Genomic DNA, 25,143 nt, shown 5'->3' on the forward strand with positions numbered 1-25,143 from the left:
CCCGGGTGTGCTCGCTTCACCGGGACGATCCCCGGCGACCGCTCGTCGGTAGCCTGCGGGGGTGCTGAGGACCCTGCTCGTGACGAACGACTTCCCGCCGCGCCCCGGGGGCATCCAGAATTACCTCAATTCGCTGGCCACCCGGCTGCCCGCGGACGACCTGGTCGTCTACGCGCCTTCGTGGGAACGCAGCAGCGGCTCGCACACCGAGTTCGACGCGGCGGCTCCGTTCGAAGTGGTGCGCCATCCGACGTCGCTGATGCTGCCCACGCCGGACGTCCTGCGCCGCGCGAAGCAGATCATGATGGCCCGCGACTGCGAGGCCGTCTGGTTCGGCGCGGCCGCCCCGCTCGCCTTGCTGGGGCACCCGCTGCGGCAGGCTGGCGCGCGCAGGATCGTCGCGTCCACGCACGGGCACGAAGTCGGCTGGTCGATGCTGCCCGGCTCGCGGCAAGCACTGCGGCGGATCGGCGAAACAGTCGACGTCGTCACGTACGTCAGCAAGTACACGCGCAACCGGTTCGCCGCCGCGTTCGGGCGGCATGCGGGGCTGGAAATGCTGCCCAGCGGGGTCGACACCACGGTTTTCGCGCCGGACCCGGCTGGGCGGGAGGAAATCCGCGCTCGGCACGGGCTCGGCGACCGGCCGACGGTCGTCTGCGTTTCGCGGCTCGTTCCGCGCAAGGGCCAGGACATGCTGATCTCCGCGCTGCCCGCGATCCGCGAGCGCGTGCCCGGTGCGGCGCTGCTGCTCGTCGGGGGCGGTCCGTATCGCAAGCGGCTCACGCAGCTGGCCGCGGCGCTCGGCGTCGCCGACGACGTGGTTTTCACCGGCTCGGTGCCCTGGGACGAACTGCCCGCGCACTACAACGCTGGCGACGTCTTCGCGATGCCTGCCCGCACGCGCGGCAAGGGGCTCGACGTGGAGGGCCTCGGCATCGTCTACCTGGAAGCGTCCGCGACCGGGCTGCCGGTGGTCGCGGGCACGTCCGGCGGGGCGCCGGAGGCGGTGCTGGACGAGGTGACCGGCCACGTGGTCGACGGCCGCGACCCGGGGCAGCTCGCCGAAACCTTGTCGGCCCTGCTGTCCGACCCGGTCCGCGCCCGCAGGATGGGCGAGGCGGGCCGTTCGTGGGTCGCCGCGAACTGGCGCTGGGACACGATGGCGCAGCGCCTCTCGACGCTCCTGGACGGCGACCCGGTGGCGGCGGTGCGCTGAACCCGCCTCAGGGTTCGTAAATCGCCGGGTGGCGCGGGTCGTCCACGCGGACCACGACGTCCGCGAGGGCGCTGGGATCGACTTCGTTTTCGTAGCGCTCGTAAGCGGGCAGCGCCCATTCGTCGGAGACGCGACGGCGCAATGCCCCCGGCGAAAGCCACAAATGCACCACGAAATCGAACGCCAATCCCGCGCCCAGCAAGAATTCCCCGTCGACCAGGACGACGCCTCGCTCCGGCACCGGGACGCGCGGCAGGCGGGTCGCCCGGTCACGTTCGGCGTCCCACAGCGCGGGCAGCACTTCGCCGCTTCCGTCGTCGGCGAGCGGGTCGAGGACTTCCCGGCGCAGACCGCCTGAATCGAGCCAATCGGTATACCGCGCGTCCGGGTTTTGTTTGCCGTGCTCGAAACGGAGTGACGCTGGTCGCAAAAAACCCGCGGCGGGCACGTGCAGCGCGGCGCGGCCGAGGAGCTTCAGCGGGCCGGTCAGCGCCTCGGCGAGCGGGCCCGTTCCGGCCGCTCCGTCGATCGCGACCGCGATTCGTCGGCGGTGGGTGAGCGCGTCGACGCGCTCGGTCAGCTCGGCGGCGAGGGCGTCGGGGGAGATGGGGCGGTAGCGCACGATCGCATGATCCCGCACCGGTTTCCGTCGGTCCCCGATGCCATGATGGCGGCATGGCCAACGAGGAGGGCAAGACCGGGCGGAGTGGTTGGGAGACAGCGGTTTCCCGCACGATGCCGTACCCGGGCAGCCGGGTGTGGGAGTTCTTGGTGGGGGACGGGGTGGAGATCTGGCTCGGCCCGGGCGTCGAGCTGCCGCGCGAGCGCGGGGCCGGCTACGAGACCGAACACGGCACGACCGGCGAAATCCGCAGTTATGCCGACGACCGGTTGCGGCTCACCTGGCGTCCGGCGGACTGGGATCACGATTCCCTGCTGGAGCTCGAGGTCGCGGATCTCGGCAAGCGCAGCACGCTGAAGATCCGCCAGGAACAGCTCGCGGACGTGGCGGAAAAGGCCGAGCAGCGGGCATATTGGAAACAGGTGGTCGAGCGCGTCGAGGCGGCATTGGCCGAACGCTGACCGAACTGCACAGGGGGACCGAGCAGTGAGCGTCGACGAACAAACCGGGGAACTCCCGTTCGCGGACGAGGAACTCTGGCAGAGCACGCACGAATGGCTGGCGCGGCGGCGCGAATCCGGTGCGGTGTGCCCGATCGTCGCCCGGCACGGCATCCCGTCCTACCTGGTCAGCGGATACGAGCAGGCCCGCGAGCTGCTCAACGATCCGCGCGTCAGCAAGGACAGCACGGGCGTGGCGCGCGTGGTGGCGGCGAAGGTCGGCCAGGACGTCCAGGGGCCGGATTTCAGCACTCTGCTCACCCGGCACATGCTCAACAGCGATCCGCCGGTCCACACCCGGCTGCGCAAGCTGGTGAACAAGGCCTTCACCGCCCGCACCGTCTCCCGGCTGCGGCCGCGGATCCAGGAGATCGCCGACGAGCTGCTGGACGAGATGGCCCGGCACGAGCAGGTCGACCTGCTGCGGGAGTTCGCGGAGCCGTTGCCGATCACGGTGATCTGCGAGCTGCTCGGCGTGCGCGTCGAGGACCGCGACGCGTTCTCCGCCTGGTCGCACACGCTGCTGTCGTTCGCCGCGGACGAGGAATCCCAGGCCGCGGCGGCGACCGAGATGCAGACCTACCTGCTGCAACTGGTCGAGCGCAAACGCGCCGAACCGGCCGAAGACCTGCTCTCGGACCTCGTGCACGCCAGCGACGAAGGCGATTCGCTCGACCGGGACGAGCTGATCTCGATGGCGTTCCTGCTGCTGATCGCCGGGCACGAAACCACGGTCAACCTGATCGCCAACGCCGTGTTCGCGTTGCTGCGCGCGCCCGATCAGGCGGAGAAACTGCGCGCCGACCCGAGCCTGCTGCCCGGCGCGGTCGAGGAGTTCCTCCGGTTCGACGGGCCGATCAACTTCGCGACCATGCGCTACACAGTCGAGGACATCGACGCGGGCGGCGTCACCATCCCGACCGACGAGTTCCTCAACATCTCCTTGCTGTCGGCCAACCGGGACCCGGAGAAATTCCCGGATCCGGACACGCTCGACGTCACGCGCCCGCCCGGCGGGCACCTCGCGTTCGGGCACGGCATCCACTACTGCGTCGGCGCGCCGCTGGCCCGGCTGGAGGCGCAGATCGCGATCGGCTCGCTCCTGGAGCGGTTCCCGAAGCTGAGCCTGGCCGTGCCCGCCGAAAGCGTCGTCTACCGGCCGAGTTCGCTGGTGCACGGCCTGCTGGCGCTGCCGGTGCGGCCGAACGGGGTGTAGCGGCTCTCACTGCGGGCCCGCCCGCCGCCCGGTTAGGGTCGGCGGGTGGAATCCAGTGCTGCTGACCTCCTCGCCCTCGACGCCGCACACGTGTGGCATCCCTACGCGCCGATGCCGAGCCGCGTGCCGCCCCTGCTCGTGGAAGAGGCGAGCGGGGTGCGGTTGAAGCTCGCCGACGGACGGGAACTGGTCGACGGCATGTCGTCCTGGTGGGCGGCGGTGCACGGCTACCGCAACCCGGTGCTCGACGCCGCGCTCGCGGAGCAGGCCGGGCGGATGAGCCACGTGATGTTCGGCGGGCTGACCCACGAACCGGCGATCACGCTCGCGAAGACGCTGGTCGAGATGACCCCGGACGGGCTCGAGCACGTGTTCCTGTGCGATTCGGGCTCGGTTTCGGTCGAGGTCGCGGTGAAAATGTGCCTGCAGTACCAGCGATCCCGAGGACTGCCGGGCAAACACCGGCTGCTCACCTGGCGCGGCGGCTACCACGGCGACACGTTCACGCCGATGAGCGTCTGCGATCCGGACGGCGGCATGCATTCGCTGTGGCGCGGCGTGCTGCCGGAGCAGGTTTTCGTGCCGGCCCCGCCTTCCGGCTTCGATACCCCGGTCGATGAGTCCTATGTGGACGAACTGGCGAAGGCGCTCGAGCAGCACGCGGACGAACTGGCCGCGGTGATCGTGGAACCGGTCGTGCAGAACGCGGGCGGCATGCGATTCCACCATCCCGGGTATCTGCGCGCGTTGCGCGAGCTGACCCGGGAACACGACGTGCTGCTGGTGTTCGACGAGATCGCGACCGGATTCGGCCGTACCGGCAAGCTTTTCGCGGCCGAGCACGCTGGCGTGACGCCTGACGTGCTGTGCGTCGGCAAGGCGCTCACCGGCGGCTACCTCACGATGGCCGCCGCGTTGTGCACTCCCGAAGTCGCCGACGGCATCGCGCGCGGCGAGCTTCCCGTCCTCGCGCACGGCCCGACGTTCATGGGAAATCCGCTGGCCTCGGCGGTCGCCAATGCTTCGCTCGGGTTGCTGGCCGAAGGCCGATGGCAGACCGATGTCTCTCGCATCGAAACCGCGCTGCGGCAAGGACTTGAACCGGCTCGCGAGCTGCCGCACGTCGTGGACGTGCGGGCGCTGGGCGCGATTGGGGTGCTGCAGCTGGATCACGAGGTGGACATGAGGGTCGCGACCGAGGTGGTGACGGCCGAAGGCGTGTGGCTGCGTCCGTTCCGGAATCTGATCTACACGATGCCGCCGTACGTCAGCACCGACGACGACCTGGCGGTGATCATGTCGGCGATGCGGGCCGCCGCGGCGAAGGCCTGAGGTTACTTCGGGTTTGGCGTGGCTGCCGGTAGTGGATCTTGGCTGGTCACGCAACCCGATCGTGGGTTATTCGACAAAGATCCACTCCGTAGGGTGGGACATAGCGGACATTTCACGGGGATGCCGGTTTCCTGGTCGGCATGAGACGACTTGCCGTGCTTCGCCACGACGTGCCCGCCTCGCTCGTGGTTTTCCTCGTCGCGGTCCCGCTTTCGCTCGGGATCGCCCTCGCCTCCGGCGCCCCGATCGTCGCGGGGCTGATCGCCGCCGTGGTCGGAGGGGTGGTCGCCGGTGCCCTCGGCGGCTCTCCGCTGCAGGTCAGCGGGCCCGCCGCCGGGCTGACCGTGCTGATGGCCGAAACGATCTCCACCTTCGGCTGGGCGGTCACCTGCCTGATCACCGTCCTCGCCGGGGCGCTGCAGATCCTGTTCGGCCTGAGCCGGGTCGCGCGGGCGGCGCTGGCCATCTCGCCGGCGATCGTGCACGGGATGCTCGCCGGGATCGGCGTCACGATCGTGCTCGGCCAGCTGCACGTGCTGTTGGGCGGAAAGGCGCAGAGTTCGGCGCTGGAGAACATCGCCCAGCTGCCCGCGCAGATCGCCGCCCACCACGACGCCGCCGCGCTGATCGGCGTCCTGACGCTGGCCATCCTGCTGGCCTGGCCCAAACTTCCTTCAGCGGTAAGGAAAATCCCCGGACCGCTGGCGGCCATCGCGGTCGCGACACTCGTGTCGGTGGCGGCCGGGATGACGCTGCCGCGCGTCGAACTGCCCGGCGACCTGCTGCAGATCCGGTTCACCCCGCAGCTGCCGGACGGCGGCTGGGGCCAGGTCGCGGTCGCGGTGCTCACGATCGCGCTGATCGCCAGCGTCGAGAGCCTGCTGTCCGCGGTCGCGGTCGACAAACTGCAGAACGGCCCGCGCGCCGACCTGAACCGCGAGTTGATCGGCCAGGGCGCGGCGAACATGGTGTCCGGCGCGCTCGGCGGACTGCCGGTGACCGGCGTGATCGTGCGCAGTTCCACCAACGTCGCGGCCGGGGCGCGCACGCGGGCCTCGGCGGTCCTGCACGGCGTGTGGGTGCTGGTGTTCGTGGTCGCGCTGGCCGGGGTGCTGAAGTCGATTCCGCTGGCCGCGCTCGCCGGGCTGCTCGTGCACGTCGGCGCGAAGCTGGTGAATCCCGGCCATCTGCGGCAGGTCCTGCGACACGGCGATCTGCCGCTTTACCTGGTGACCGTCGCCGGGGTCGTCGTGTTCGACCTGCTGACCGGCGTGCTCGCCGGGATTGTGCTGGCCGTGCTGCTGATGCTGCGCCGGACCGTGTGGTCGGGCGTGCATGCCGAGCACCACGGCGGCGAATGGCGCGTGATTGTCGAAGGCGTGCTGACGTTCCTGTCCGTGCCGCGGCTGACGAAGGTGCTCGGCACGATTCCGGCCGGGTCGAAGGTGACGCTGGAGCTGGTCGCGGATTACCTCGACCACGCGGCGTTCGAGAGCCTTTCCGCCTGGCAGCAGGCGCATGAACGGACCGGCGGCACGGTGGTCGTCGACGAGATCGGGCACCCGTGGTTCGCGAAGGGCAAGGAAGGCCGTCCGACGCTCCGGCGCACCGCGGCGGCCGGTGCGATGCCGAGGTGGCTGGCTCCGTGGTCGGCGTGGCAGGCCGCGGACGTGCGCGTGCCCGGGCAGCGGACCCACCGGGGCGCGACGGAATTCCAGCGCCGGGCCGCTCCGCTGCTCAAGGACGTCCTCAGCGGGCTGGCGCACGCGCAGCAACCGCACACGCTGTTCATCACCTGCGGCGATTCGCGGATCGTGCCGAACCTGATCACCACGTCCGGTCCCGGCGACCTGTTCACCATCCGCAACATCGGCAACCTGGTGCCGCCCGAGCAGGCCGATCCGTCGACCAACGCGGCGATCGAATTCGCGGTCGGGGTGCTGGGGGTGCGGGAGATCGTGGTGTGCGGGCACTCCTCGTGCGGGGCGATGGGCGCGCTGGCCAGCGGTCCGCCCGCGGACACCGCGCTCGCGAAGTGGCTGGTGCACGCCGAACCGAGCCGGAAGCGCGCCGGGGCGGTGACCCTCGACGGGGAGCGGCCGGAGCGCGAACCGGACCGGCTGGCGCTGCACAACGTCCTGCAGCAGCTGACGCATTTGCGGCAGTACCCGCTGGTCGCCGAGGCCGAAGCACGCGGCGAGCTGGCGCTGACCGGGCTGTACTTCGACGTCGGCGCGGCGCAGGTGTACCTGGCCGACCCGGCGAAGGGGGAGTTCGTGGCCGCGGGAGCGCCCGCGACGGCCCCGGCCGGCTGACCCGGGCCCTCGCGCGCGCCTCCGGGTGCGCGCGAGGGAACCCCGAGTGTTGACATCGGGGAGCACGGCAATATCTTGATGGCTCGTGACGACGCTCGTGATAACCGGAACTGGCACCGACGTCGGCAAAACGGTCGCCACCGCGGCGATCGCGGCGCTGGCCCTCGCGCAGGGACAACGCGTCGCGGTGCTGAAACCCGCGCAGACCGGCGTGGTCCCCGGCGAGGCGGGCGACCTCGCCGAGGTGGTTCGGCTGGCAGGCAAGGACCTGACGATCCGGGAGCTGCGGCGGTACCCGGATCCGCTGTCGCCGGAAGCCGCTTCCCGGCGCTCCGGGCTCCCGACGGTGGGCCCGGGGGAGATCTCCGCCGCGGCGAGCGAACTGGACGCGGCGCACGATCTGACGCTGGTCGAGGGCGCGGGCGGGATGCTGGTCCGGTTCGACTCGCAGGGGAGCACGCTGGCGGACGTCGCGTGGTCTCTGGGGGCGCCGGTGGTGCTCGTCGCGCAAGCCGGGCTGGGGACGCTCAACACGACCGCGCTGACCGCTGAGGTGGCTACCCAGCGCGGGCTGAACATCGTGGGGGTGATCATCGGGTCCTGGCCCGCTGATCCGGATCTGGCGGCGCTGGAGAATCTCCGGGATTTGCCGGTCGCGGCGGGGGCTCCGTTGCTGGGCGTCCTGCCTGCCGGGCTGGGGGCGGCGGATCGGGACGCCTTCGTGGAGCAGGCTCGGCGGGGGTTGTCGCCGTGGTTCGGCGGGGAGTTCGATCCGGAGGACTTCACTGCTGCGGCTTCTGCGCAGAAGTAGCTTCGGGGGCTTCGCCTGACGCGAGAAACCGGGTGAAGGCGATTTCTCCGCCGTGACGCCAGTCGCGGCAATCAGACACTTCGCAACCGGTTACTCTCAGTCCCGCACACTCGCAGGGAACGCACGCGTAGGGAAGGGAGCCTCGGGTGGTCGATTCCGCGGGCAAGGCGGCGCATCGGTCTTCGGCGGCGGCTGAGGGGTGGTCGGTGCCGGTGTTGTTTCCGGCGCGGCGGCCGCGAGTGGTGGTGAAGGCGGATCTTCTTCCTGCGGTGAGCGTGTTGTCCACTGCTGCGTTGCTCGGGATTCCGATGGGCTGGTTGTGGTCTCTTCTGGCTCCGGCGGAGCGGGTGCGGGTGATCGGGGCCAACGGGCAGCTGGCGCCTTTGGAGCTGGAGAGCTGGCATCGGTTCGACGACCTGGCGGTGTTCGGGTTTCTCGCGATGGCTGGCGGGTTGCTGATCGGGCTGGTCGTGTGGTTGCTGCGGGAGCGGCGGGGGCCGGTGGTGCTGGTGGCTGCTGCTGGTGGGGCGTTGGTCGCGGCCTGGCTGGGGACGCAGATGGGGCCCGCGTTCGCGAATTCGAAGTATTCGGTGGATGCGCCGCCTGCGTTGGGGGCGGTGATTGAGCAGGCGCCTCGGATCGAGTCCGGGTGGGTGGTGTTGGCCGCGCCGTTGGTGACGTGTCTGGTTTATGCGTTGATGACGGCGTGGAATGGGCGGGAGGATTTGGGGCGGCGGTTGGGGTGAGATCGCTGTCTCGGCTCGTCGCCCTGGGGGGCGACATTGCCGTTCCTTGGGTTGCTTGGGGCACCCCGATTTTTGATTGTGCTGACGGTTCGGGGGTGCTTGTCAAGGCGGGAAAGATGCCTTGACAAGCACCCCCGAACCGCAGGGCGGCTTTGTATCGGGGTTGGGGGAGGGGTGGGTGCCCCCGGGTGTTTGGGTGCACTGGCGGCGGTTTGTTGCGCGGCTTGGGTGGGTGGTTGCTTTGAGTGGGGCGGCGGGCGGGTCGCGGGTAGCGCCCCAATGTGGCATTGGGTGCATGGGACGCACCCAATGTGGCGTTCGGTGCATCTGACGCACCCAATGCCACATTGGGGGATCCCGGCGGGGTCGGCGGGGAGCGGTCCGTGAAGGGCTCCTTGAGGGAATCTAATTCCCTCAAGGAGCCCTTCACGTCCGGCGGAGGGTCGTGAGGGGAACCCTGAGGGACTCTGAGTACGTGAAGGTGGCCCTCACGGACGGTGGGCTAGCGCGAGGGGGCTAGTTCAGGTCTGCGGGCTTGGTGAAGGTGGCCAGTTCGGTGGGCGGGAGCGGGACCGCGCCCAGGGTTTCCAGGAAACCGGCCTCTCTGGTGAGCAGGCGGCAGACGATGCGCAGGCGGCGCAGGGGGTGCGTTTCTTCCAGCAGCAACTGCCGGTCCTCCAGGGGGAGGAGGCAGTCGGCGGCTAGTTGGTAGGCGAGTTCGCCCAGGTCGGCGTCGTCGTGGGGTGGGTGCCAGTCGTCTGCGTGCCAGGCGGCTTCGCAGTATCGCTGGTGGGCCGCGCGCGCTACGTCGGCCAGTTGGCGCGCCGTTGGCTCCGCTGCGGTCGGGACTGGGGTGTCGGGGAGCCAGTCGACCACGGCCATCAGGTAGGGCGCGGACGCTCGGTGCAACTCGCGCAGGCGGAAGCGGCGGGCGGCGCGCGTGACTACGTCGTAGCGGCCGTCGGGGAGGCGTTTCGCTTCGCGGAGGATCGTGCTGCAGCCGACGCTGTACACGTGGTCCAGACCACTGACCTCGCGGACAAGGGGGGCGCGCAGGGCGACGACGCCGAACTCGTGCTCGGGGACGGTGCCGGTGACGAGGTCCGCGGTGAGCTGCCGGTAGCGCGGTTCGAAGATATGCAGCGGCAGGTGAGTACCGGGGAGCAGCACTGTCTGCAGCGGGAACAACGGCAGGGTCGCCGTCCCGCTGGGGCACTGCTCTGGCTCGGTCACGGCGTCCACGGTACGGGCTGCGGAGCCCCGGCGCAGTTCGTGTTCAGCGGCGCGGAGGAGGCTTCAGTACCGCGAAAGGGTCGGTGATGTGCATGTCTTTCGCGGCGAAAGAAAAGAGCGCCGCAGGTCGTCCGCCGGTCCGGCCGGGGGGCGCGGTGTGGCCGGTGGGGACCAGCAGACCACGCCGTTGGAGCACGCGTTGCAGGTTCGTCGCGGACACTTTGTAGCCGAGTGCGGCGGAGTACAGACCCCTGAGCGCGGAGATGGTGAATTCCTCTGGGGCCAGCGCGAAACCCAGGTTGGTGTAGCTCAGTTTCGAGCGCAGGCGGTCGCGGGCGCGCAGGACGATCGCCTCGTGGTCGAACGCGGTGCGGGGCAGGGCGTTCACGTCGTGCCACTCGGTGTCCTCGGGGACGGCCGGGTCGACGTCGGAGGGGACCAGGCCGAGGAACGCGGTGGCTACGACGCGCGGGCCGGGGACGCGGTCGGGCGCGCTGAAGACGGCTAGCTGCTCTACGTGCTTCAGCTGGCGTACGTCGACCTTCTCCGCGAGCTGCCGCCGGATCGAGGTTTCGACGTCTTCGTCCGGGCGCAGCCGGCCGCCCGGCAGGGACCAGCGGCCCAGGTGCGGATCGAGCGCTCGGCGCCACAGCAGCACCCGCAGTGTGTCGGAGCGCACTTGAAGGACTGCCGCCAGAACCTCGTGGGCGAGGGGGGCTCGGGTGTTAAGATGGCTTCGCACGGTTTTCGATTATAAGGCGAAAACCGGGTTGGGGAGGAACCGGGGTCGATCCGGTTCCGAGGCCGGCGATTCTCGAGAGGGCCGAACACATGACCACCACGCTTGACCAGGATCTGACCCCGTACGGCGGGGTCGAGGCGGACGCCGACTGGGCCGCCCGCGTGCGGGAGCTCGCCCGCAAGCGCGACGCGGTGCTGCTCGCGCACAACTACCAGGTCCCGGAGATCCAGGACATCGCGGACTTCACCGGCGACTCTCTGGCGCTCAGCCGGATCGCGGCCAGCAGCGACGCGTCCACGATCGTCTTCTGCGGCGTGCACTTCATGGCCGAGACCGCGAAGATCCTGGCCCCGGAGAAGACGGTGCTGATCCCGGACGCGCGGGCGGGCTGCTCGCTCGCCGACTCCATCACCGGAGCCCAGCTGCGCGAATGGAAGGCCGAGCACCCGGGCGCGGTGGTCGTCTCGTACGTGAACACGACGGCCGAGGTCAAGGCCGAGACGGACATCTGCTGCACGTCGTCGAACGCGGTCGACGTCGTTGCTTCCATCCCGGCTGACCAGGAAGTTCTCTTCCTTCCGGACCAGTTCCTCGGCGCGCACGTCAAGCGCGTGACCGGGCGCGAGAACATGCACATCTGGGCCGGGGAGTGCCACGTGCACGCCGGGATCAACGGGGCCGAGCTGGCCGCGCGCGCGGAGGAGAACCCGGACGCCGACCTGTTCATCCACCCCGAATGCGGCTGCGCGACCTCGGCGCTCTACCTGGCCGGCGAGGGTGCGGTGGCCCCGGAGCGGGTCAAAATCCTCTCCACCGGCGACATGGTGCACGCGGCGCGCGACACCAAGGCGACCTCAGTGCTCGTGGCCACTGAGATCGGCATGATCCACCAGCTGCGCAAGGCCGCGCCGGAGATCGACTTCCGCGCGGTGAACGACCGGGCCTCGTGCCGGTACATGAAGATGATCACCCCCGCCGCGCTGCTGCGGAGCCTCACCGAGGGCGCGGACGAGGTCCACGTCGACCCGGAGACGGCCGCGCGGGCCCGCGCCTCGGTGCGGCGGATGATCGAAATCGGGCAGCCCGGCGGTGGAGAATGAGCGGCCTAGTTAACGCCGATGAGGCGAAAACCTCACCGGATCCGAGGTGGGAAGCCCGGGCCGACGTGGTCGTGATCGGCAGCGGCGTGGCGGGGTTGTCCGCGGCGCTGCGGGCCCGCGAACTCGGGCTGCACGTGCTGGTCGTGACGAAGGCGGCGGTCGCCGACGGCAATACCCGGTGGGCGCAGGGCGGCGTCGCCGTGGTGCTCGACGGCGAGCGCGACGAGGGCGACACGATCGAGAAGCACACGGCCGACACGCTCACCGCCGGAGCCGGGCTCTGCGACGAGGACGCTGTGCGGTCGATCGTCGGCGGGGGTCCGGCGGCCGTCACCGAGTTGCGGCAGAACGGTGCGGTGTTCGACCACGGCTCGAGCGGGCTGTCGCGGGCTCGCGAGGGCGGGCACAGTGCGTTCCGGGTGATCCACGCGGGCGGCGACGCGACCGGTGCGGAGGTCGAGCGCGCGCTCGTCGCGCAAGCCGGGGAACGCCGGATTCCGGTGCTGGAGCACCACATCGCGGTCGACGCGCTGCGCACGTCCGCGGGCGAGGTGGCCGGCGTGACGGTGCTCGACCGCAACGGCGTGCCGGGGATCGTGCGCGCGTCCGCGGTGGTACTGGCCAGCGGCGGATTCGGGCAGCTGTACCAGGCGACGTCCAACCCGGAGATCGCGACCGGCGACGGCCTGGCGCTCGCGTTGCGCGCCGGCGCGGCGGTGGCCGACATCGAGTTCGTGCAGTTCCACCCGACGGTGCTGTACACGCCGGGCGCGCGCGGGCGGTGTCCGCTCGTCACGGAAGCGGTCCGCGGCGAGGGTGCGACCCTGGTGGACGGGGCGGGCGCGTCGGTGATGGCCGGGGTGCATCCGCTCGGCGATCTGGCTCCGCGCGACGTCGTGGCGGCGGCGATCACGCGGCGGCAACTGTTGGCTCCCGGTGGCATCGACGATCACGTTTTCCTTGACGCCACCGGCATTCCCGGGTTCGCGAAGCGGTTCCCGACGGTGCACGCGGCGTGCGCGGTGCTCGGCATCGACCCGGCGGTGGACCCGATCCCGGTGACCCCGGCGGCGCACTTCGCGTGCGGCGGCGTGGTGGCCACTGTGGACGGACGCTCGACCGTGCGCGGCCTGTACGCGGCGGGCGAGGTGGCCCGGACCGGTTTGCACGGGGCGAACCGGCTGGCGTCCAACAGTTTGCTGGAAGGGCTGGTCGTCGGGCGGCGGACCGCGGAGGCGGTCGCCGCGGATCTGGCCGCTGGATTGCTGCCGGACCCGTCGCGCGGGCGGATTCCGGAAAGGACAGTCGCGCCGGCGGCGGAACGTGATGTGCTGCAACGGGTGATGAGCCGGTACGCGGCGATCGGCCGGGACGCGGACGGGCTCGCCGCGGCGGGTTCGGCTCTCGATTTGTCGACAACGGACAGTCCGTTGTGGACGCACAGCGCGGTCGAGGACGCGGCGCTCACCGTGGTGGCGCAGGCGTTGCTCGCGGCGGCGGAGCGGCGGACGGAATCGCGGGGATGTCACGTGCGGACGGACTTCCCGGAACGGGACGAAGGGCTGCGGCGGAGCCAGCTGATCCGGCTGAGCCCGTCGGGACAGCCGGTGCTGGTCGAGGCGACGTCGTTGGAAGGGGTGGCATGAGCGGGGAATTCTCGGAAGCGGTCGTTCAGGCGCTGGTGGTGGACGGGCTGGACGTCGCCGACGTGCGGCGGGTCGTGACCACCGCGCTGGAAGAGGATCTGCGGTACGGGCCGGACGCCACGACGGCGGCCACGGTTGCGGCGGACGCCCGTGCGGTGGCGGAGCTGACGCCGCGCGTCGCCGGGGTCGTGGCCGGGATTCCGGTGGCGCTGGCGGTCTTCGACCAGGTTCTCGGCACCGACTACGAGGTGGTCTCGATCCGCGAGGACGGTTCGCCCGCGGTCGCCGGGGAGCCGGTGCTCGTGCTGCGCGGTCCGGTGCGCGGGTTGCTGACCGCCGAGCGCACGGCGCTGAATCTGTTGTGCCTGCTGTCCGGAGTGGCGACGGCGACCGCGGCGTGGGTGTCCGCGATCGAGGGAACCGGTGCCGCGGTCCGGGATTCGCGGAAGACGACGCCGGGATTGCGGCTGCTGCAGAAGTACGCGGTGCGGTGCGGCGGCGGCGTGAACCACCGGATGGGCCTCGGCGACGCGGTGCTGATCAAGGACAACCACGTGGTCGCGGCCGGTTCGGTCACCGCGGCGCTGGCGGCGGCCCGGGAGCACGCGCCGCAACTGCCGTGCGAGGTCGAGGTGGACGATCTGGCTCAGCTCGACGAGGCGCTGGCCGCCGGGGCGGACGAGGTGCTGCTCGACAACTTCACGCCGGAGGAGTGCGTGAAGGCGGTCGCGCGGCGCGACGAAGTGTCGCCGAAGACGCGGCTGGAGTCGTCCGGCGGGCTGACGCTCGACCGCGCCCGGCCGTACGCCGAGTCCGGTGTGGACTATCTCTCCGTCGGCGGGCTCACGCATTCCTCGCCCGCTCTCGATCTCGGGATGGACCTGCGCTAACCCTGTCGCCGCGGCCCGCTCTCCACTAGAATCTCCTTGTCCGACAAGGGGAGGGGGCCGCGGTGCGGGGAATTGCCGCCGGAGCGGTGGCCGCGCTCGTGGTGCTCGGCCTGCCCGCCGCGGCGACCTCGGCCGGGGCGGCCTCGTGCGCGAATCCGTCCGGCCCGTACACCGGGGCGGTGTCCTGGGGGCAGCGGCTGGTCAACCCGCCGCGGCTGTGGGCGCTGACCAGGGGCGAGGGCCAGACCGTCGCGGTGATCGGCACCGGCGTCGACAAGCAGAACGCGCAGTTCGGGCCCGGGCAGGTGCTCGGCGGCGCGGGCACCGCGGATTCCGACTGCGACGGACGCGGCACGATCGCCGCGGGCATCGTCGGCGCGCAGCCGTCGGACGAGACCACGTTCACCGGCGTCGCCCCCGGCGTGAAGCTGCTTCCCTTGCGCTACACCGAAAGCAACGGCTCGTCCTCGGACGGCGGCGGCGATCCGGGCGCGCTGGCGGGCGCGATCGACACCGCGGTCGACCGTGGCGCGGGAGTGATTCTCGTGGCGGTCCCGGCGGGTTCGGACAGTCCGGCGCTCGGCGCGGCGCTCGACCACGCGAAGTCGCGCGGTGCCGTGGTGATTTCGGCCGCGGCGGCCACACAGCAAGGGGCGCACACGTATCCGACCGCTTCGAAGGGCGTGCTCGCGGTCGGTTCGACGGACGAATCCGGCGCGTCGGTGCAGAGCGAAGCCGGGGATTACCTCGGAATCGCCGCGCCGGGCGCGAATCTGGTGAGCACGTCGGCCGGCGGCGGGGGCGCGATCGCGCACCGCTGGCCGATCACCGACCCGAGCCTGGCCGCGGCGTACGTCGCCGGAGTGGCGGCGCTCGTGCGTTCGGCGCACCCGGACATGAAGGGCGAGGAGGTGGTGAACCGGTTGCTGCTCACCGCTTCCCGCCCGCCGTCCGGGGCGCACGATCCGCGCCGGGGCTGGGGAATGCTCGACGCGTACGCCGCGGTGTCGTCGACCCTGCCCGCCAAGGCGCCCGGCCCGAGCGCGGCAGCGGTGCGGTCTGAGCTGCCCGCGGTGGTTCCGGCCGCGGCACCGGCTCGGCCGACGTCCGAGCTGGCGGCGGGAGTCGTCGCGCTCGGCGGGGTGGCGGTGGCGGCTGCGGCGGGGATTGGCGTGGCGGCGTTCCGGCGGGGACGACGGCGCGGGTGGCGGCCGTCGCGGTTTCGGGCGTGAGCTGACGGTGGCCTCCCGTTCCGTCGTGCGTGTGTATGCCGGTTCTAACCGGAATCAACACGCACGAGGCGGGTGGGCTAGTCCTCGTCCGCGACCCGTACGAGCCGCGTCGAGCCGATGATCGCCACCCCACGCCCGTCGCGGGCGATGTGCACGCTGAAATCCGCGCCGTCCCGGGAAAACCGCGCGATCACTTCCCGATAAGTGCTGCGGTCGTAGGCTTCCCAGCCCGCCGTTTCCAGCGTCGGCCGCACCGCTTCGGCCAGCACCCGCAACGCGGTCGGGCTGTCCTCCAGCCGGACCCCGTACTGCCAGCACACCAGATGCCCCGGCTGTGCGGGATCGCAGTCCAGTTCACCGTCCACTGTGGGCAGTGCGCGAGGACCGAACGCCGCCGCCACGCTGTCGATGACGTTCGTCAGCTCGGCCGCCAGATCCTTCAATTCGCGCGTGATCACGGCAGCACCGCCGGAACCGGCACGGGTGCTTCAGTGACGTGGCCTCCGGTCAGCACGCCGTAGATGTTCTCCCACGAATCCGAACCCGGCTTGAGCACGCCGCTGTGCGAGGACAAGCCCCACTGCACGTTTCCGGCGGCGTCGCGGCCGGTGGTGAGTTCGGTGACGCCGGGGAAGGTGTCCGGGTCGGCACCGTGGCCGATGCCGGTCCATTCCAGCGCCCCGGCGTTGCCCTGGGCGAGCACGATCGGGTCGAGCGGGGCGGTCATCGAGTACCGCTGCACGCCGGCCTGGCTCGGCGGCAGGTCCGCTGGCCTCCATACGCCGTGTCCCATGCCCGCCGACTCTACGTGCAGCACCCGGTCCACGGGCAGGCCTTGCTGGTCGGCCAGCCCGACGGTGGCGCCGCCGTAGCTGTGGCCGATCGCGGTGATCGTGGCCGAGCCGCCGGTCTGGGCATCGACCTGGCCGCGCAATTCGTCGCCGAACGCCTTGAGGTTCGGGGCCATCGTCTGCGCGTAGCTGGCCTCGGCGCCCTCGGTGGTGACGTTCTGCGGGAACACGCCGTCGGCCCAGACGACCATCGCGGTCCGGCCGCTCGGGTCGGCGGCGACGAGGCTGCGGCCGAGGTCGGCGTAGGACTGGAAGGTGTCCATCCGGGTGTGCACGCCGGGCACGAACAGCCCGACGTTGCGCGTCCCCGGCTGGATCGAGCCGACCAGTTCGGCGATCCGGCCGTTGCCGGACGGATCGAACCGCAGGATCTGCCGATGGTCGTCGATAATGCTCTGGTACAGCGCGATCCGCCGCTTCGAGCGGGCGATGGCGTCCGGATCGGCCAGTCCGGCCAGGCGGGTCCGTTCGGCGGCGAGCGCGTCGGAAACCTTCATCCGGTTGGCCGCGATGGTTCCGGCCCATCCGCCGCTGGCAGCGGACTTTCCGGCGGACGGCACCGGGTCTTCGGGCAGCAGCGAGCGGTACATCGCCGCTACCTGCTCGTCGGCGCGTCGGTAGCCCGCCGACGAGGCGGTGAGGCCGTCGCGGAGGACCTGGACGCGAGTGACGCGCTGGTCGACGTCGGCGGCGAGGGCGCTGAGCGTTTTCGCCAGCCCGGCAGCACATCCGGACGACGCGGACAGCTGGCCGAAGGCCGTGGCGGGCACCTTTTCGCCCGCCACGGACTGCTGCGCGGTCCGGAGCGCCCCGGCGCGAGTGTCCAATTCGGACGCCGCGGTCGCGAGTTTCGCCGGGGCGACCCGGTAGCCGTCGGTCACGGCTGGTCGGTCGGCTCTTCGCCGACGACCGAGGGCGCGACCGGAGCCTGCTGGCCCCACACGTTCTCGGTTTCGACGAGCCACGCGGGAATCCGGCGGCCGGAGCCCAGGTCGCCGCCCGCGCCCATGCCGCCCATCGGCATCATGGGCATCATCGGCATGGCGCTCTTGGCCGCCGCGCCCGCCGCACCGGCGGCGCCGCCCGCGAGTCCGCTGAGGACGTTCGACGGCGCGTTCCCGGCGAGCCCGGAGTGCGCGGCGGGAGCTTCCCCGGAACCGCTGAGGCCGCCGCCGGACGGAATGCCGCCGCCGTCGATCGACGGGGCTTGCCCGCCGCCGACGGGGATCCCGCCGCCGCCCCCGCCCGCGGGACCGGCCCCGCCGCCGAGTTTCGTGCCCGGCAACGGGGTGTCCTGCTCTTTGTCCTTGCCGTCCTTGTCTTTGTCTTTGTCCTTCGGACCGCCCGAGGCCCACGACGGAACCTTCGGCATGATCGACCCGAACCGGCCGAACGCGGCGGCGGACGCGGCCGCGAGACCGGCGGTGAACATGTCGCCGAACAGCGGGCTGCCCGAGGACGGCTGCGTCGGGTGCTGCCCGGGCTCGGAGCCGGGAACCTGCGTGCCGTCGGTGGGCAGCGGGTGCGAGTCGACCGGGGCGCCGACCGCGGTGCCGCCGTCCGGGCTGTTGCCGATCGGTCCGGTGGCGCCGCCGGGGGCAGCGCCGCCGCCGGGGACCGGCTTGGGCGGCGGGGCGGCCGCGTTCGGCGAGACCGGGATCGACTCCTCGGCGGTGTCGTAATTGGTCGCGAGGTTGTTCATCACCACGATCGCCTTCGCGTGCGCGGAGCCGGCGGCGTTGGCGGCCTGTTGCTGCGCTTCGACGTTGGCGATCGCCTGCTGCCGCTGCTGGGTCGCGGCGATGACGGTGGCGGGCGGGGTGTCCGGCGGAAGCAGCGGCGGGTTGACCGCCAGCGCGACGTCGGCGGGGGAGACGTCCGGGACCGCGACCGGCGGCGGCATCTCGGCCTTCGCCTTGACCAGCGCGTCCGCGGCGTCCTCCAGCATGTCGCGCATGCCCTGCGCGGTGACCGCGACCTTGCGGATGCCGCCGACGAGGTCGGTCATCATCGTCCGGTACTGGTCGGCCGCGCCGCCGGTCCACGCGCTGGAGAAGTCGGTGAGCTGGTCCGACAGGTTCTCGGCCTGGTCGTACAGCCCGCGCGAGGCCGAGTTCCACTGTTCGGCCGCGGCGCGCGCGGTGGTCGGGTCGCCCGCCTGCAGCATCGCGTAGAGCTGCTGGTGGGTGTATCCGGCGAAGTTGGTGCGAGGCCCGCTCATGCGTTCTTACCCCCTGAAGAATCAAGGCCCAGCAACGAGAAAAGCGGGTCGAGCAGACCGGTCTGCTGACCCGAGCGGTGCAGGTCGCCCGCGACCGACTGGTCGGCCTGGGCGTATCCGTCGGCGACGGTGGTGGTGACGTCCTGCGCGAAGGTGATCGCCCCGCGGACCTGCTCCAGCAGGCCCTGCATCTCGGCGACCGCGGCGCGGTGGGCGTCGGCGAGCGAAGCGGCTTCCCCGAACTCCCCGAACAGCAGCGGATGCTCCCCGAGGGTGCGCAGGAAGTCGTTCGGCCGGGACATCGCGTGGATCTGGGTTTCCAGCTCCCGGACGAAGTCCGTCAGCGATTCCAGGTGGACGTAGTACGACTGGTCGGGCATCGGCCGGTGACCTCTCGTGCGGCAGGACGCGGGAAAGCCGGCCGTCCGGAGCGGGTGGGGGGTAGGCCCGCCCCGGACGGCCGGCGTCGGGGCCGGATCAGGCGAACAGGCCCTGGTTGCGGTTCTCCAGCTGGTGCTGGAGATCGTGGGCGTCGCCGACCTTGGAGCCGAACTGCGCGATGATCGCGACGATGTCGGCGGTCGCCTGGCGGAGCCGGGTCTCGGACGCGCGCGCCGCTTCACCGGCGGAGCTGCCCGAGGCGTACCAGGTCTGGGTGATCGGCTGCAGGTTCTGGTGCAGCTGCTCCAGCTGGGAGGTCAGCGCCTTCGCCTTGGCGGCGAGCGACGCGGAGCTGTGCTGCAGGGCCCCGAAGCTGATTTCTACGACGTCAGCCATGGTGTCTTGTCCTCTCTCAGGGGTTGAGGCGAGGGATCACGTTGCCCTCGACGGTGTGGCTGACGCTCTGGAAGCTCTGGTGCACGTCGGAGTCGCCCGCGTTGTAGTTCGCGTGGCTGGTGTGCACGAGCTGCGACATGGTGTCGAGCTCCCGGACGGCGGCGCCCATCTTCTCCTGGAGCCGGCGCTGCAGGTCCCAGAACGCGACCGCCTGGTCGCCCTTGTAGTTCCGCAGCGTCTCGGTCAGCTCGGACTCCAAGCTGGCCATGGTCGTCTTAGCGTTCGAAGCGGTTTCCTCGAAGCCCTGGACGGCGCGCGTCATGGCAGCGGAATCTGCCTGGAATCCCGGACTGGACATCTGACGGGCCACCTCCTTCCCTCTCGTGGAAAATCCCGGTGCGCGGCGGGCCGCGCGGTGTGAATGTCACGCTAGAAAAAGAGCGGGTGTGGTCAAACGGCACAACTGCCGGTCGCTTTGACGGCACTATTACCCACAGGTGAGGCGGGCCCTACCTCGGAAACGGGGGACGACGCCAGTGCCCGGCGCCCCGCCCGCGACCAGGCTGATCCCATGACTTCCTGGGGATCGCGGCTGTTCCGGCTGCATCGGCCGCTCGGCGTGCTGGCCGGGGCGATGGCGGTGCTGCTCGTCGTGTGCGTGTTCGGGCTGCTTCTGGATGATCGCACGCTCGTCAACGCGCCGCTGTGGGCGAAACCGTTCAAATTCGCGGTTTCGGTGGCGTTGTACGCACCGACTCTGGCGTGGCTGTTGTCGCTGGTGCGGCGGGGCCGCCGGGCCGGCTGGTGGATGGGCACGGTGTTCGCGGTTGGCATAGGCACCGACATGGCGCTGCTGGTGTGGCAGGTGCTGCTGCGGGACCGTCCGCTGCACTTCAACCACGCGACGCCGGCCGACGTGACGATCGGCAACATCCTGGCCACCGGCGCGTTCACCGCGTGGGGCGCGACCGCGGCGGTGGCCGTGCTGCTGCTGTTCCAAAAGCTGCCGGACCGCGCGCTGACGTCCGCGCTGCGGTGGGGAACCGCGCTCGCGGCGGGCGGTATGGGACTGGCTTTGGCGATGTTTTCGGCCAGCCCGGCGCAGCAGCAGGTGCTGGACGGCGGCGGCAAACCGTCGATGATCGGCGGGCACACGGTCGGTCTCGAGGACGGCGGGCCGGGGCTGCCGCTGCTGGGCTGGAGCACGGTCGGCGGGGACATGCGGATCACGCATTTCGTGGGGATCCACGCGATTCAGGCGTTGCCGCTGCTGGCGCTCGCGTTGGTCGCGTTGTCGCGGCGCTGTCCGGTGCTGTCCAACGAACTCGTGCGGCGGCGGCTCGTGTGGACCGGTGCGGTCGGGTACGCGGGGGTCATCATTGTTACGGCGTGGCAGGCGGTGCGCGGACAGTCGATTGTGCGGCCGGACTTTTGGACGCTGGCCGCGACTTTCGGCTTGGTCGCGGTGGTGGCGCTGGGCGGCTTGTGGGCCGTGCGGGTTCCCGCTGAACGGTATGCGCTGAGAGGATTCTGAGATCTCTCCGGTACCTCTTGCCGGGCCAGTCGCGGGTGGCTGGCCCGACGGGAGGGCGGGGTCATGGTATTTCCCCAGGAACTGCTGGATTCGCTGCGGCGCGCGCCGGACGACGTCGCGTTCGAGCACGGGGAGCGGCGGGTTCGCCGGGGCGAGGTGCTGGACCTGGTGGGCCGGTTCGCCGCCGGGCTGCGGGCGGCCGGGGTGCGGGCCGGGGACGGGGTCGGGATCGCGACCGGGGTGACGCCGGAGGGGTGGGCCGCGCAGATCGCGGTGCAGACGCTGGGGGCGCGGGCGGTGGGGGTGCGGGCGGGGTTGCCCGCGGCGCATTTGGCGGCGGTGCTGGACGGGGTCGCGGTGGTGGTGACTGATTCCGATTCGTTTCAGCTGCCTGGGGTTCGGGTGCTGCGGGTCGGGGCGGAACTGCTTGGGGCGTATGAGGAGCCGGTGCCTTGCGGTCGTGCTGGGGATATCGGGTGGGTGGTGTTCACGAGCGGGAGCACGGGGCTTCCCAAGGGGGTGGCGTATCGGTTCGATGCGTTGGGGGAGTTCGGGATCGAGCAGCGCGGGGAGACGCCGGAGGGGGAGTATCGGCGGTTTTTGCTGTTCGGGACATTGAGCAGTGCGGTGATGGTGTTGCATTTGCAAGCCTGTTTGCTTGCTGGGGGGACGGCGGTGATTCCGGAGGGGGCACCGGACTTTCCTTGGATTTTGCCGCGGTTGGATATTACTGCGGCGTTGGTGACGGTTCCTCGGCTGTATCGGATGTTGGATGTTTTGCGGCGGGAAGCTGTGGATCTTTCTTCGTTGCGGGCGTTGACGGTGGCTGGGTCGCCGGTGGAGCCCGGGTTGCTGGCTGAGGGGTTCGAGCGGATCGGGTCGGCGTTGCGGCAGGGGTACGGGCAGACTGAGACCGGGAAATTGACTGTGTTGTACCGAGAGGACGTCGATTGGTATCCGGAGGCGATCGCTTCGGTGGGGTTGCCTTGCGACGGTGTTTCGGTGGAGGTCCGGGACGCTGTCGGGCACGTGGTTCCCGCGGGGGTTTCCGGGGCGGTTTTCGTTCGTGCGGCTCGGGTTTTCGCGGGGTACTGGGGGGATCCCGCGTCGAGTCGTTCGGTGCTGGTTGACGGATGGGTTCGCACGCAGGACATCGGGCGGTTGGACGAGCGCGGGTTTTTGTATCTGACCGGGCGCGCGCGGGATGTGGTGATCGTCAACGCGGTGATTCATTACACCGGGCCGATCGAGCGGGTGCTCGCTTCGCATCGCGAGGTGGATCAGGCGTACGTCGTGGCTGTGCCGGATGAGCGGACCGGAGAGGCGGCGCACGCGTTTGTTGTTGCCGCGCCTGGGTGCGTGCCTGATCCGGTGCGGTTGCGGGAGGCGGTCGCCGCGGAACTGGGCGAGGGGGCGGTTCCGGCTTCGGTGACCGTGGTGGGGGAGGTTCCTGTTGCGGCGTCTGGGAAGCCGGACAAGGGGGCATTGCGGGGGATGGTTTCGCGGGGCTCTTAAACGCCGTGAAGGGCTCCTTGAGGGAATCAGATTCCCTCAAGGAGCCCTTCACGGACGTTGGGTTATTTAGACGCCTGCGGTTTGCTTGATCCAGTCGCGGCTGTTGGCGACGCTGGCGTAGTTTTGGGTGCCGTGTTCGTCGCTGCCGGAGTTTTCGCCGGTCGAGCAGACGCCCACCTGCACGCCGTCGGCCAGTTGCGGGCCGCCGGAGTCGCCGTGCCAGGAGGAGCCGGTGACGCCCTTGCTGGCTATTGCCTTGCCGTTGAAGGCGTCCGTGCTTTCGCCGGTCACCTGGACGTCCGCGGTTTTCAGGGTGTCCGAGGGCGGGCTCTGGTCCTTGGTGCGGCCCCAGCCGTAGATCTGGTTGGTGGCACCGGTTTCCGGGTCCTTGTCGGCGAGCTTCAGGTACGTCGCGTCGACTGCGGACTTCAGGTGCAGCAGCGCGATGTCGCCGTTGGGAGAGGCCTTTTGCTCGTCGACCGCGGCCTCGGTGCCCTGGCCCAGCGCGACGTCGCCGACCTTGACGTGCATGCCGCCCTTGTTCAGGCAGTGTTGCGCGGTGAGCACCCACTGCGAGGCGATGATCGTGCCGGAGCATTCGAAGCCGCCGTAGTCGGTGACGTCGTCCCAGAACACCTGAGCGCCCCACGGGGCCGACTTCACGGTGTCGCCGCCGATGATGTGCGTGTCGGCACTGGCCGGGACCGCCGCCCCGACTCCGAACGCCATCGCCGCCCCGGCGACTACCGCCGCCGCTTTCGCGTAACGCATGGAAAATCCCTCCGGCTCGGTGGTGATTTCCCGACCGTAGGCGGCATGTGGAAATCCGGTAACCTACGGAAGTCGGTCTTCGATCCACGTTTCGCGGAGGCGCCGTCGGTGTCACGCCGCCGGCGGCTTGCTCCGGACGGGTGAGCGCGGGTAGTCCGGGTGCGGAGCCGGCGTTCGGGACGCCGGTACCTTTCGGGGCAGAGCTGGCGGCGATACCTGGGAGCGGAATGCACACGGTGACGTTCGGCGCGGCGAGCGGGGACCGGCTGGTGATCGCCGTGCACGGGCGGATGCACCCCGGTGCGGACGATTTCTGGGACGGGAACTGGCTGGTCAGCCCGATCGAGATCGTCTCGGGCGGGTTCACCACGCGATTGGCCGCCGGATTGCGGGCCGATGAACTGCGGGAGTTCCGGCGGGAACTGGCGGCGTGCCCGGAGTCCGGCGGCAGCGCGCGGCTGACGTCAATGGAGGAATGGCTCGAGCTGACCGTGACCGTGGCGCCGGACGGACGGGTCGAGGCGGAGGGCGTGGCGGTCGCGGATCATTCCAGCGGGAACCGGTTGTCGTTCCGGATCGAGGGGATTGAGTACGCGCAGTTGGCGGAGGTGGTGGCTGGGTTGAGGGCGATTGAGCGGGTTTATCCGGTTCGCGGAATTTCCGACGGAATCCCGGTAGACTGAGCGTCGTGGACTTCACCGGCCGGATCGCCGACGTGCTGGCGTGGCCCGGCGGGACTGTTCTTTCCGGGGCGCGTCGCTTTGCCGACAAATGGCTTGCGGAGGAAGGGAAATCCGTCGCTCCGATCGCCGCTCCGTCCGGAGTGGACCACGCAATCCTGGCCCGGTTGCGCACCGCGGCGAGGTTTGTCGGCGCGACCGAGGTGCTGCGCTGCGGTCTCGAACCGGGGGCAGCGACCGAGCGGCTGGCGGTGGGTTCCACGTTGACGGGCGGTAGTTCAGTGCTGTTCGTCGTGCCCGACTTTTCCGGTGCGGTGCTAGCCAGCGGCGGGGGATATGTGCTGGTGGCAGGCACCCGGTTGTTCCTCGCCGGTGCCGTGCCCGGGGGTGTCGACGACGCTCGGGCCCGGTTCGGGCGGGCGGCACGGCAGTTGGTTCAGCAGTATCCGGAACTGCCCGGCATCGCGGCGAAGTACCGGCCGGTGGAGCATTCCTGGGCCAAGCGGAGCGAGGCGCCCGCGGAATCCGGGGTGGGACGGCGGTTGGCTGCGATGGAGTCGTTCGTCCGCGGGGAAGTGACCGGTCCGGAGTTCGCGAGGACGTGGTATGCCGCTCGGATGCTTTCCCTGGAACGGAACGAGAGATCGCGGGGCCCGCTCGGGAAGGTGCTGAACCATCTCTTCTTCGTGCTGGAGGACTATCCGATCGACCCCGCGCTGCGCGAGCCGGGCGACCCGACGGACGAGGAATTGCTCGCCGAAGTGCGTGCGGCCCTGCATCGGCTCGCGTGATGGCGTACGAGATCCGGTTGTACTGCCGGACTGGCGGGCTCAGTGCCGCTGCCGGGTTCGAAGCGTTGACAGCGACGCTTCCCGTCGAGAATCGTTGGGAAGGCGAGGGTTGGGTGTCCGCGGACGTCGGGTTTCAGCTCGAGGTTACGGCGGGGACGCCGTTGCTCGCGGGCCTGATCGCGGAGGCGGGGCCGGACCGGACGGGCGCGGCTGATGCGCTGGTGACGCTGACACTCAGCGGCGAAGTCGAGTGGTCGAGAGTAACGGCGGTGTGGCGGACCGCGAAGTCGTTGTGGGACGCGGTTCCGCACGACGACGGCTCCGGCTTCGCGGTGGACCTCAACGAGTTGGACGGGATGGTGGCAGAGTGAGCTGCGTCTTCGACATCGACCTCCGCAC

The 25,143-nt window shown here is 70.6% G+C and carries 26 protein-coding genes; 16 read left to right on the plus strand and 10 right to left on the minus strand.

Annotated features, from left to right (window positions below):
* Positions 1–61 precede the first annotated feature (61 nt).
* The gene (locus tag SSMG_RS08775; RefSeq protein ID WP_199785847.1) at positions 62–1,219 is read left to right on the plus strand and encodes a glycosyltransferase family 4 protein; all 1,158 of its coding nucleotides are present in this window, start codon (positions 62–64) and stop codon (positions 1,217–1,219) included.
* Between the two features lie 7 nt (positions 1,220–1,226).
* Here SSMG_RS08775 and SSMG_RS08780 read toward each other — a convergent pair whose 3' ends face one another.
* On the minus strand, positions 1,227–1,859 hold the full coding sequence (locus SSMG_RS08780; protein WP_009074839.1) for a uridine kinase: 633 nt from the start codon (positions 1,857–1,859) through the stop codon (positions 1,227–1,229).
* A 35-nt stretch (positions 1,860–1,894) separates the two neighbouring features.
* Here SSMG_RS08780 and SSMG_RS08785 point away from each other — a divergent pair, with 35 nt between their 5' ends.
* From SSMG_RS08785 to SSMG_RS08810, 6 genes are all read left to right on the plus strand, one after another.
* Entirely contained in the window at positions 1,895–2,302 is a 408-nt protein-coding gene (locus tag SSMG_RS08785) for an SRPBCC domain-containing protein (protein WP_009074841.1), read from the plus strand.
* A 25-nt stretch (positions 2,303–2,327) separates the two neighbouring features.
* Complete coding sequence (locus SSMG_RS08790; protein ID WP_009074843.1) at positions 2,328–3,557, plus strand: cytochrome P450; 1,230 nt, start codon at positions 2,328–2,330, stop codon at positions 3,555–3,557.
* Between the two features lie 45 nt (positions 3,558–3,602).
* Entirely contained in the window at positions 3,603–4,889 is a 1,287-nt protein-coding gene (locus SSMG_RS08795; protein WP_009074845.1) for an adenosylmethionine--8-amino-7-oxononanoate transaminase, read from the plus strand.
* Between the two features lie 140 nt (positions 4,890–5,029).
* Complete coding sequence (locus SSMG_RS08800; protein WP_009074846.1) at positions 5,030–7,204, plus strand: bifunctional SulP family inorganic anion transporter/carbonic anhydrase; 2,175 nt, start codon at positions 5,030–5,032, stop codon at positions 7,202–7,204.
* Positions 7,205–7,289: 85 nt separating this feature from the next.
* Positions 7,290–8,015 (plus strand): dethiobiotin synthase, encoded by a 726-nt coding sequence (gene bioD, locus SSMG_RS08805; RefSeq protein ID WP_037713043.1) that lies wholly within the window; start codon positions 7,290–7,292, stop codon positions 8,013–8,015.
* Between the two features lie 146 nt (positions 8,016–8,161).
* On the plus strand, positions 8,162–8,761 hold the full coding sequence (locus SSMG_RS08810; RefSeq protein ID WP_009074849.1) for a DUF2567 domain-containing protein: 600 nt from the start codon (positions 8,162–8,164) through the stop codon (positions 8,759–8,761).
* Between the two features lie 516 nt (positions 8,762–9,277).
* Here SSMG_RS08810 and SSMG_RS08815 read toward each other — a convergent pair.
* Positions 9,278–9,994: an LON peptidase substrate-binding domain-containing protein gene (locus SSMG_RS08815; protein ID WP_009074851.1), complete on the minus strand. Its 717-nt coding sequence runs from the start codon at positions 9,992–9,994 to the stop codon at positions 9,278–9,280.
* A gap of 43 nt (positions 9,995–10,037) precedes the next feature.
* Positions 10,038–10,736, minus strand: a complete 699-nt coding sequence (locus tag SSMG_RS08820) for an NUDIX domain-containing protein (RefSeq protein ID WP_009074852.1) — start codon at positions 10,734–10,736, stop codon at positions 10,038–10,040.
* 89 nt (positions 10,737–10,825) lie between these two features.
* On the opposite strand from SSMG_RS08820, the gene nadA reads away from it, so the two are divergent.
* From nadA to SSMG_RS08840, 4 genes are all read left to right on the plus strand, one after another.
* A complete protein-coding gene (nadA, locus tag SSMG_RS08825; protein ID WP_009074854.1) occupies positions 10,826–11,836 on the plus strand; it encodes a quinolinate synthase NadA in 1,011 nt (336 codons plus the stop codon).
* Positions 11,833–13,482: an L-aspartate oxidase gene (locus tag SSMG_RS08830; RefSeq protein ID WP_009074855.1), complete on the plus strand. Its 1,650-nt coding sequence runs from the start codon at positions 11,833–11,835 to the stop codon at positions 13,480–13,482. Before nadA ends, SSMG_RS08830 begins: the two co-directional genes overlap by 4 nt.
* Positions 13,479–14,372, plus strand: coding sequence for a carboxylating nicotinate-nucleotide diphosphorylase (nadC, locus tag SSMG_RS08835; protein WP_037713047.1), 894 nt, complete (start codon positions 13,479–13,481; stop codon positions 14,370–14,372). Before SSMG_RS08830 ends, nadC begins: the two co-directional genes overlap by 4 nt.
* 62 nt (positions 14,373–14,434) lie before the next feature.
* Positions 14,435–15,604, plus strand: coding sequence for a S8 family serine peptidase (locus SSMG_RS08840; RefSeq protein WP_009074859.1), 1,170 nt, complete (start codon positions 14,435–14,437; stop codon positions 15,602–15,604).
* 77 nt (positions 15,605–15,681) lie between these two features.
* Here the strand turns inward: SSMG_RS08840 and SSMG_RS08845 are convergent, their stop codons facing one another.
* From SSMG_RS08845 to SSMG_RS08870, 6 genes are all read right to left on the minus strand, one after another.
* Positions 15,682–16,062, minus strand: a complete 381-nt coding sequence (locus tag SSMG_RS08845) for a hypothetical protein (RefSeq protein ID WP_009074860.1) — start codon at positions 16,060–16,062, stop codon at positions 15,682–15,684.
* Positions 16,059–17,336, minus strand: coding sequence for an alpha/beta hydrolase (locus SSMG_RS08850; protein WP_009074862.1), 1,278 nt, complete (start codon positions 17,334–17,336; stop codon positions 16,059–16,061). The genes SSMG_RS08845 and SSMG_RS08850 overlap by 4 nt, the downstream gene beginning before the upstream one ends.
* A complete protein-coding gene (locus tag SSMG_RS08855) occupies positions 17,333–18,676 on the minus strand; it encodes a WXG100 family type VII secretion target (protein WP_009074864.1) in 1,344 nt (447 codons plus the stop codon). The genes SSMG_RS08850 and SSMG_RS08855 overlap by 4 nt, the downstream gene beginning before the upstream one ends.
* Positions 18,673–19,056: a hypothetical protein gene (locus SSMG_RS08860; RefSeq protein WP_009074866.1), complete on the minus strand. Its 384-nt coding sequence runs from the start codon at positions 19,054–19,056 to the stop codon at positions 18,673–18,675. Before SSMG_RS08860 ends, SSMG_RS08855 begins: the two co-directional genes overlap by 4 nt.
* Before the next feature lie 97 nt (positions 19,057–19,153).
* A complete protein-coding gene (locus SSMG_RS08865) occupies positions 19,154–19,453 on the minus strand; it encodes a hypothetical protein (protein ID WP_009074868.1) in 300 nt (99 codons plus the stop codon).
* Positions 19,454–19,469: 16 nt separating this feature from the next.
* Entirely contained in the window at positions 19,470–19,811 is a 342-nt protein-coding gene (locus tag SSMG_RS08870) for a WXG100 family type VII secretion target (RefSeq protein ID WP_009074870.1), read from the minus strand.
* Positions 19,812–20,024: 213 nt separating this feature from the next.
* Between SSMG_RS08870 and SSMG_RS08875 the strand changes: the two genes are divergently transcribed.
* Together SSMG_RS08875 and SSMG_RS08880 are read left to right on the plus strand one after the other, a co-directional pair.
* Positions 20,025–20,987: a hypothetical protein gene (locus tag SSMG_RS08875; protein ID WP_009074872.1), complete on the plus strand. Its 963-nt coding sequence runs from the start codon at positions 20,025–20,027 to the stop codon at positions 20,985–20,987.
* Between the two features lie 63 nt (positions 20,988–21,050).
* Positions 21,051–22,502, plus strand: coding sequence for a class I adenylate-forming enzyme family protein (locus tag SSMG_RS08880; RefSeq protein ID WP_009074874.1), 1,452 nt, complete (start codon positions 21,051–21,053; stop codon positions 22,500–22,502).
* A gap of 66 nt (positions 22,503–22,568) precedes the next feature.
* On the opposite strand, the gene SSMG_RS08885 is transcribed toward SSMG_RS08880, so the two are convergent.
* The gene (locus SSMG_RS08885; RefSeq protein ID WP_009074876.1) at positions 22,569–23,273 is read right to left on the minus strand and encodes a trypsin-like serine protease; all 705 of its coding nucleotides are present in this window, start codon (positions 23,271–23,273) and stop codon (positions 22,569–22,571) included.
* A gap of 227 nt (positions 23,274–23,500) precedes the next feature.
* Here SSMG_RS08885 and SSMG_RS08890 point away from each other — a divergent pair, with 227 nt between their 5' ends.
* The 3 genes from SSMG_RS08890 to SSMG_RS08900 are packed head-to-tail and all read left to right on the plus strand — an operon-like array spanning position 23,501 to position 25,115.
* Complete coding sequence (locus SSMG_RS08890) at positions 23,501–23,956, plus strand: hypothetical protein (protein ID WP_037713049.1); 456 nt, start codon at positions 23,501–23,503, stop codon at positions 23,954–23,956.
* A 5-nt stretch (positions 23,957–23,961) separates the two neighbouring features.
* Positions 23,962–24,744: a hypothetical protein gene (locus tag SSMG_RS08895; RefSeq protein WP_009074879.1), complete on the plus strand. Its 783-nt coding sequence runs from the start codon at positions 23,962–23,964 to the stop codon at positions 24,742–24,744.
* Positions 24,744–25,115, plus strand: coding sequence for a hypothetical protein (locus SSMG_RS08900; RefSeq protein WP_100266738.1), 372 nt, complete (start codon positions 24,744–24,746; stop codon positions 25,113–25,115). Before SSMG_RS08895 ends, SSMG_RS08900 begins: the two co-directional genes overlap by 1 nt.
* Positions 25,116–25,143 lie beyond the last annotated feature (28 nt).

Origin of the sequence: Streptomyces sp. AA4, from assembly GCF_000158875.1 — a bacterium.
Taxonomy (GTDB): Bacteria; Actinomycetota; Actinomycetes; order Mycobacteriales; family Pseudonocardiaceae; genus Amycolatopsis.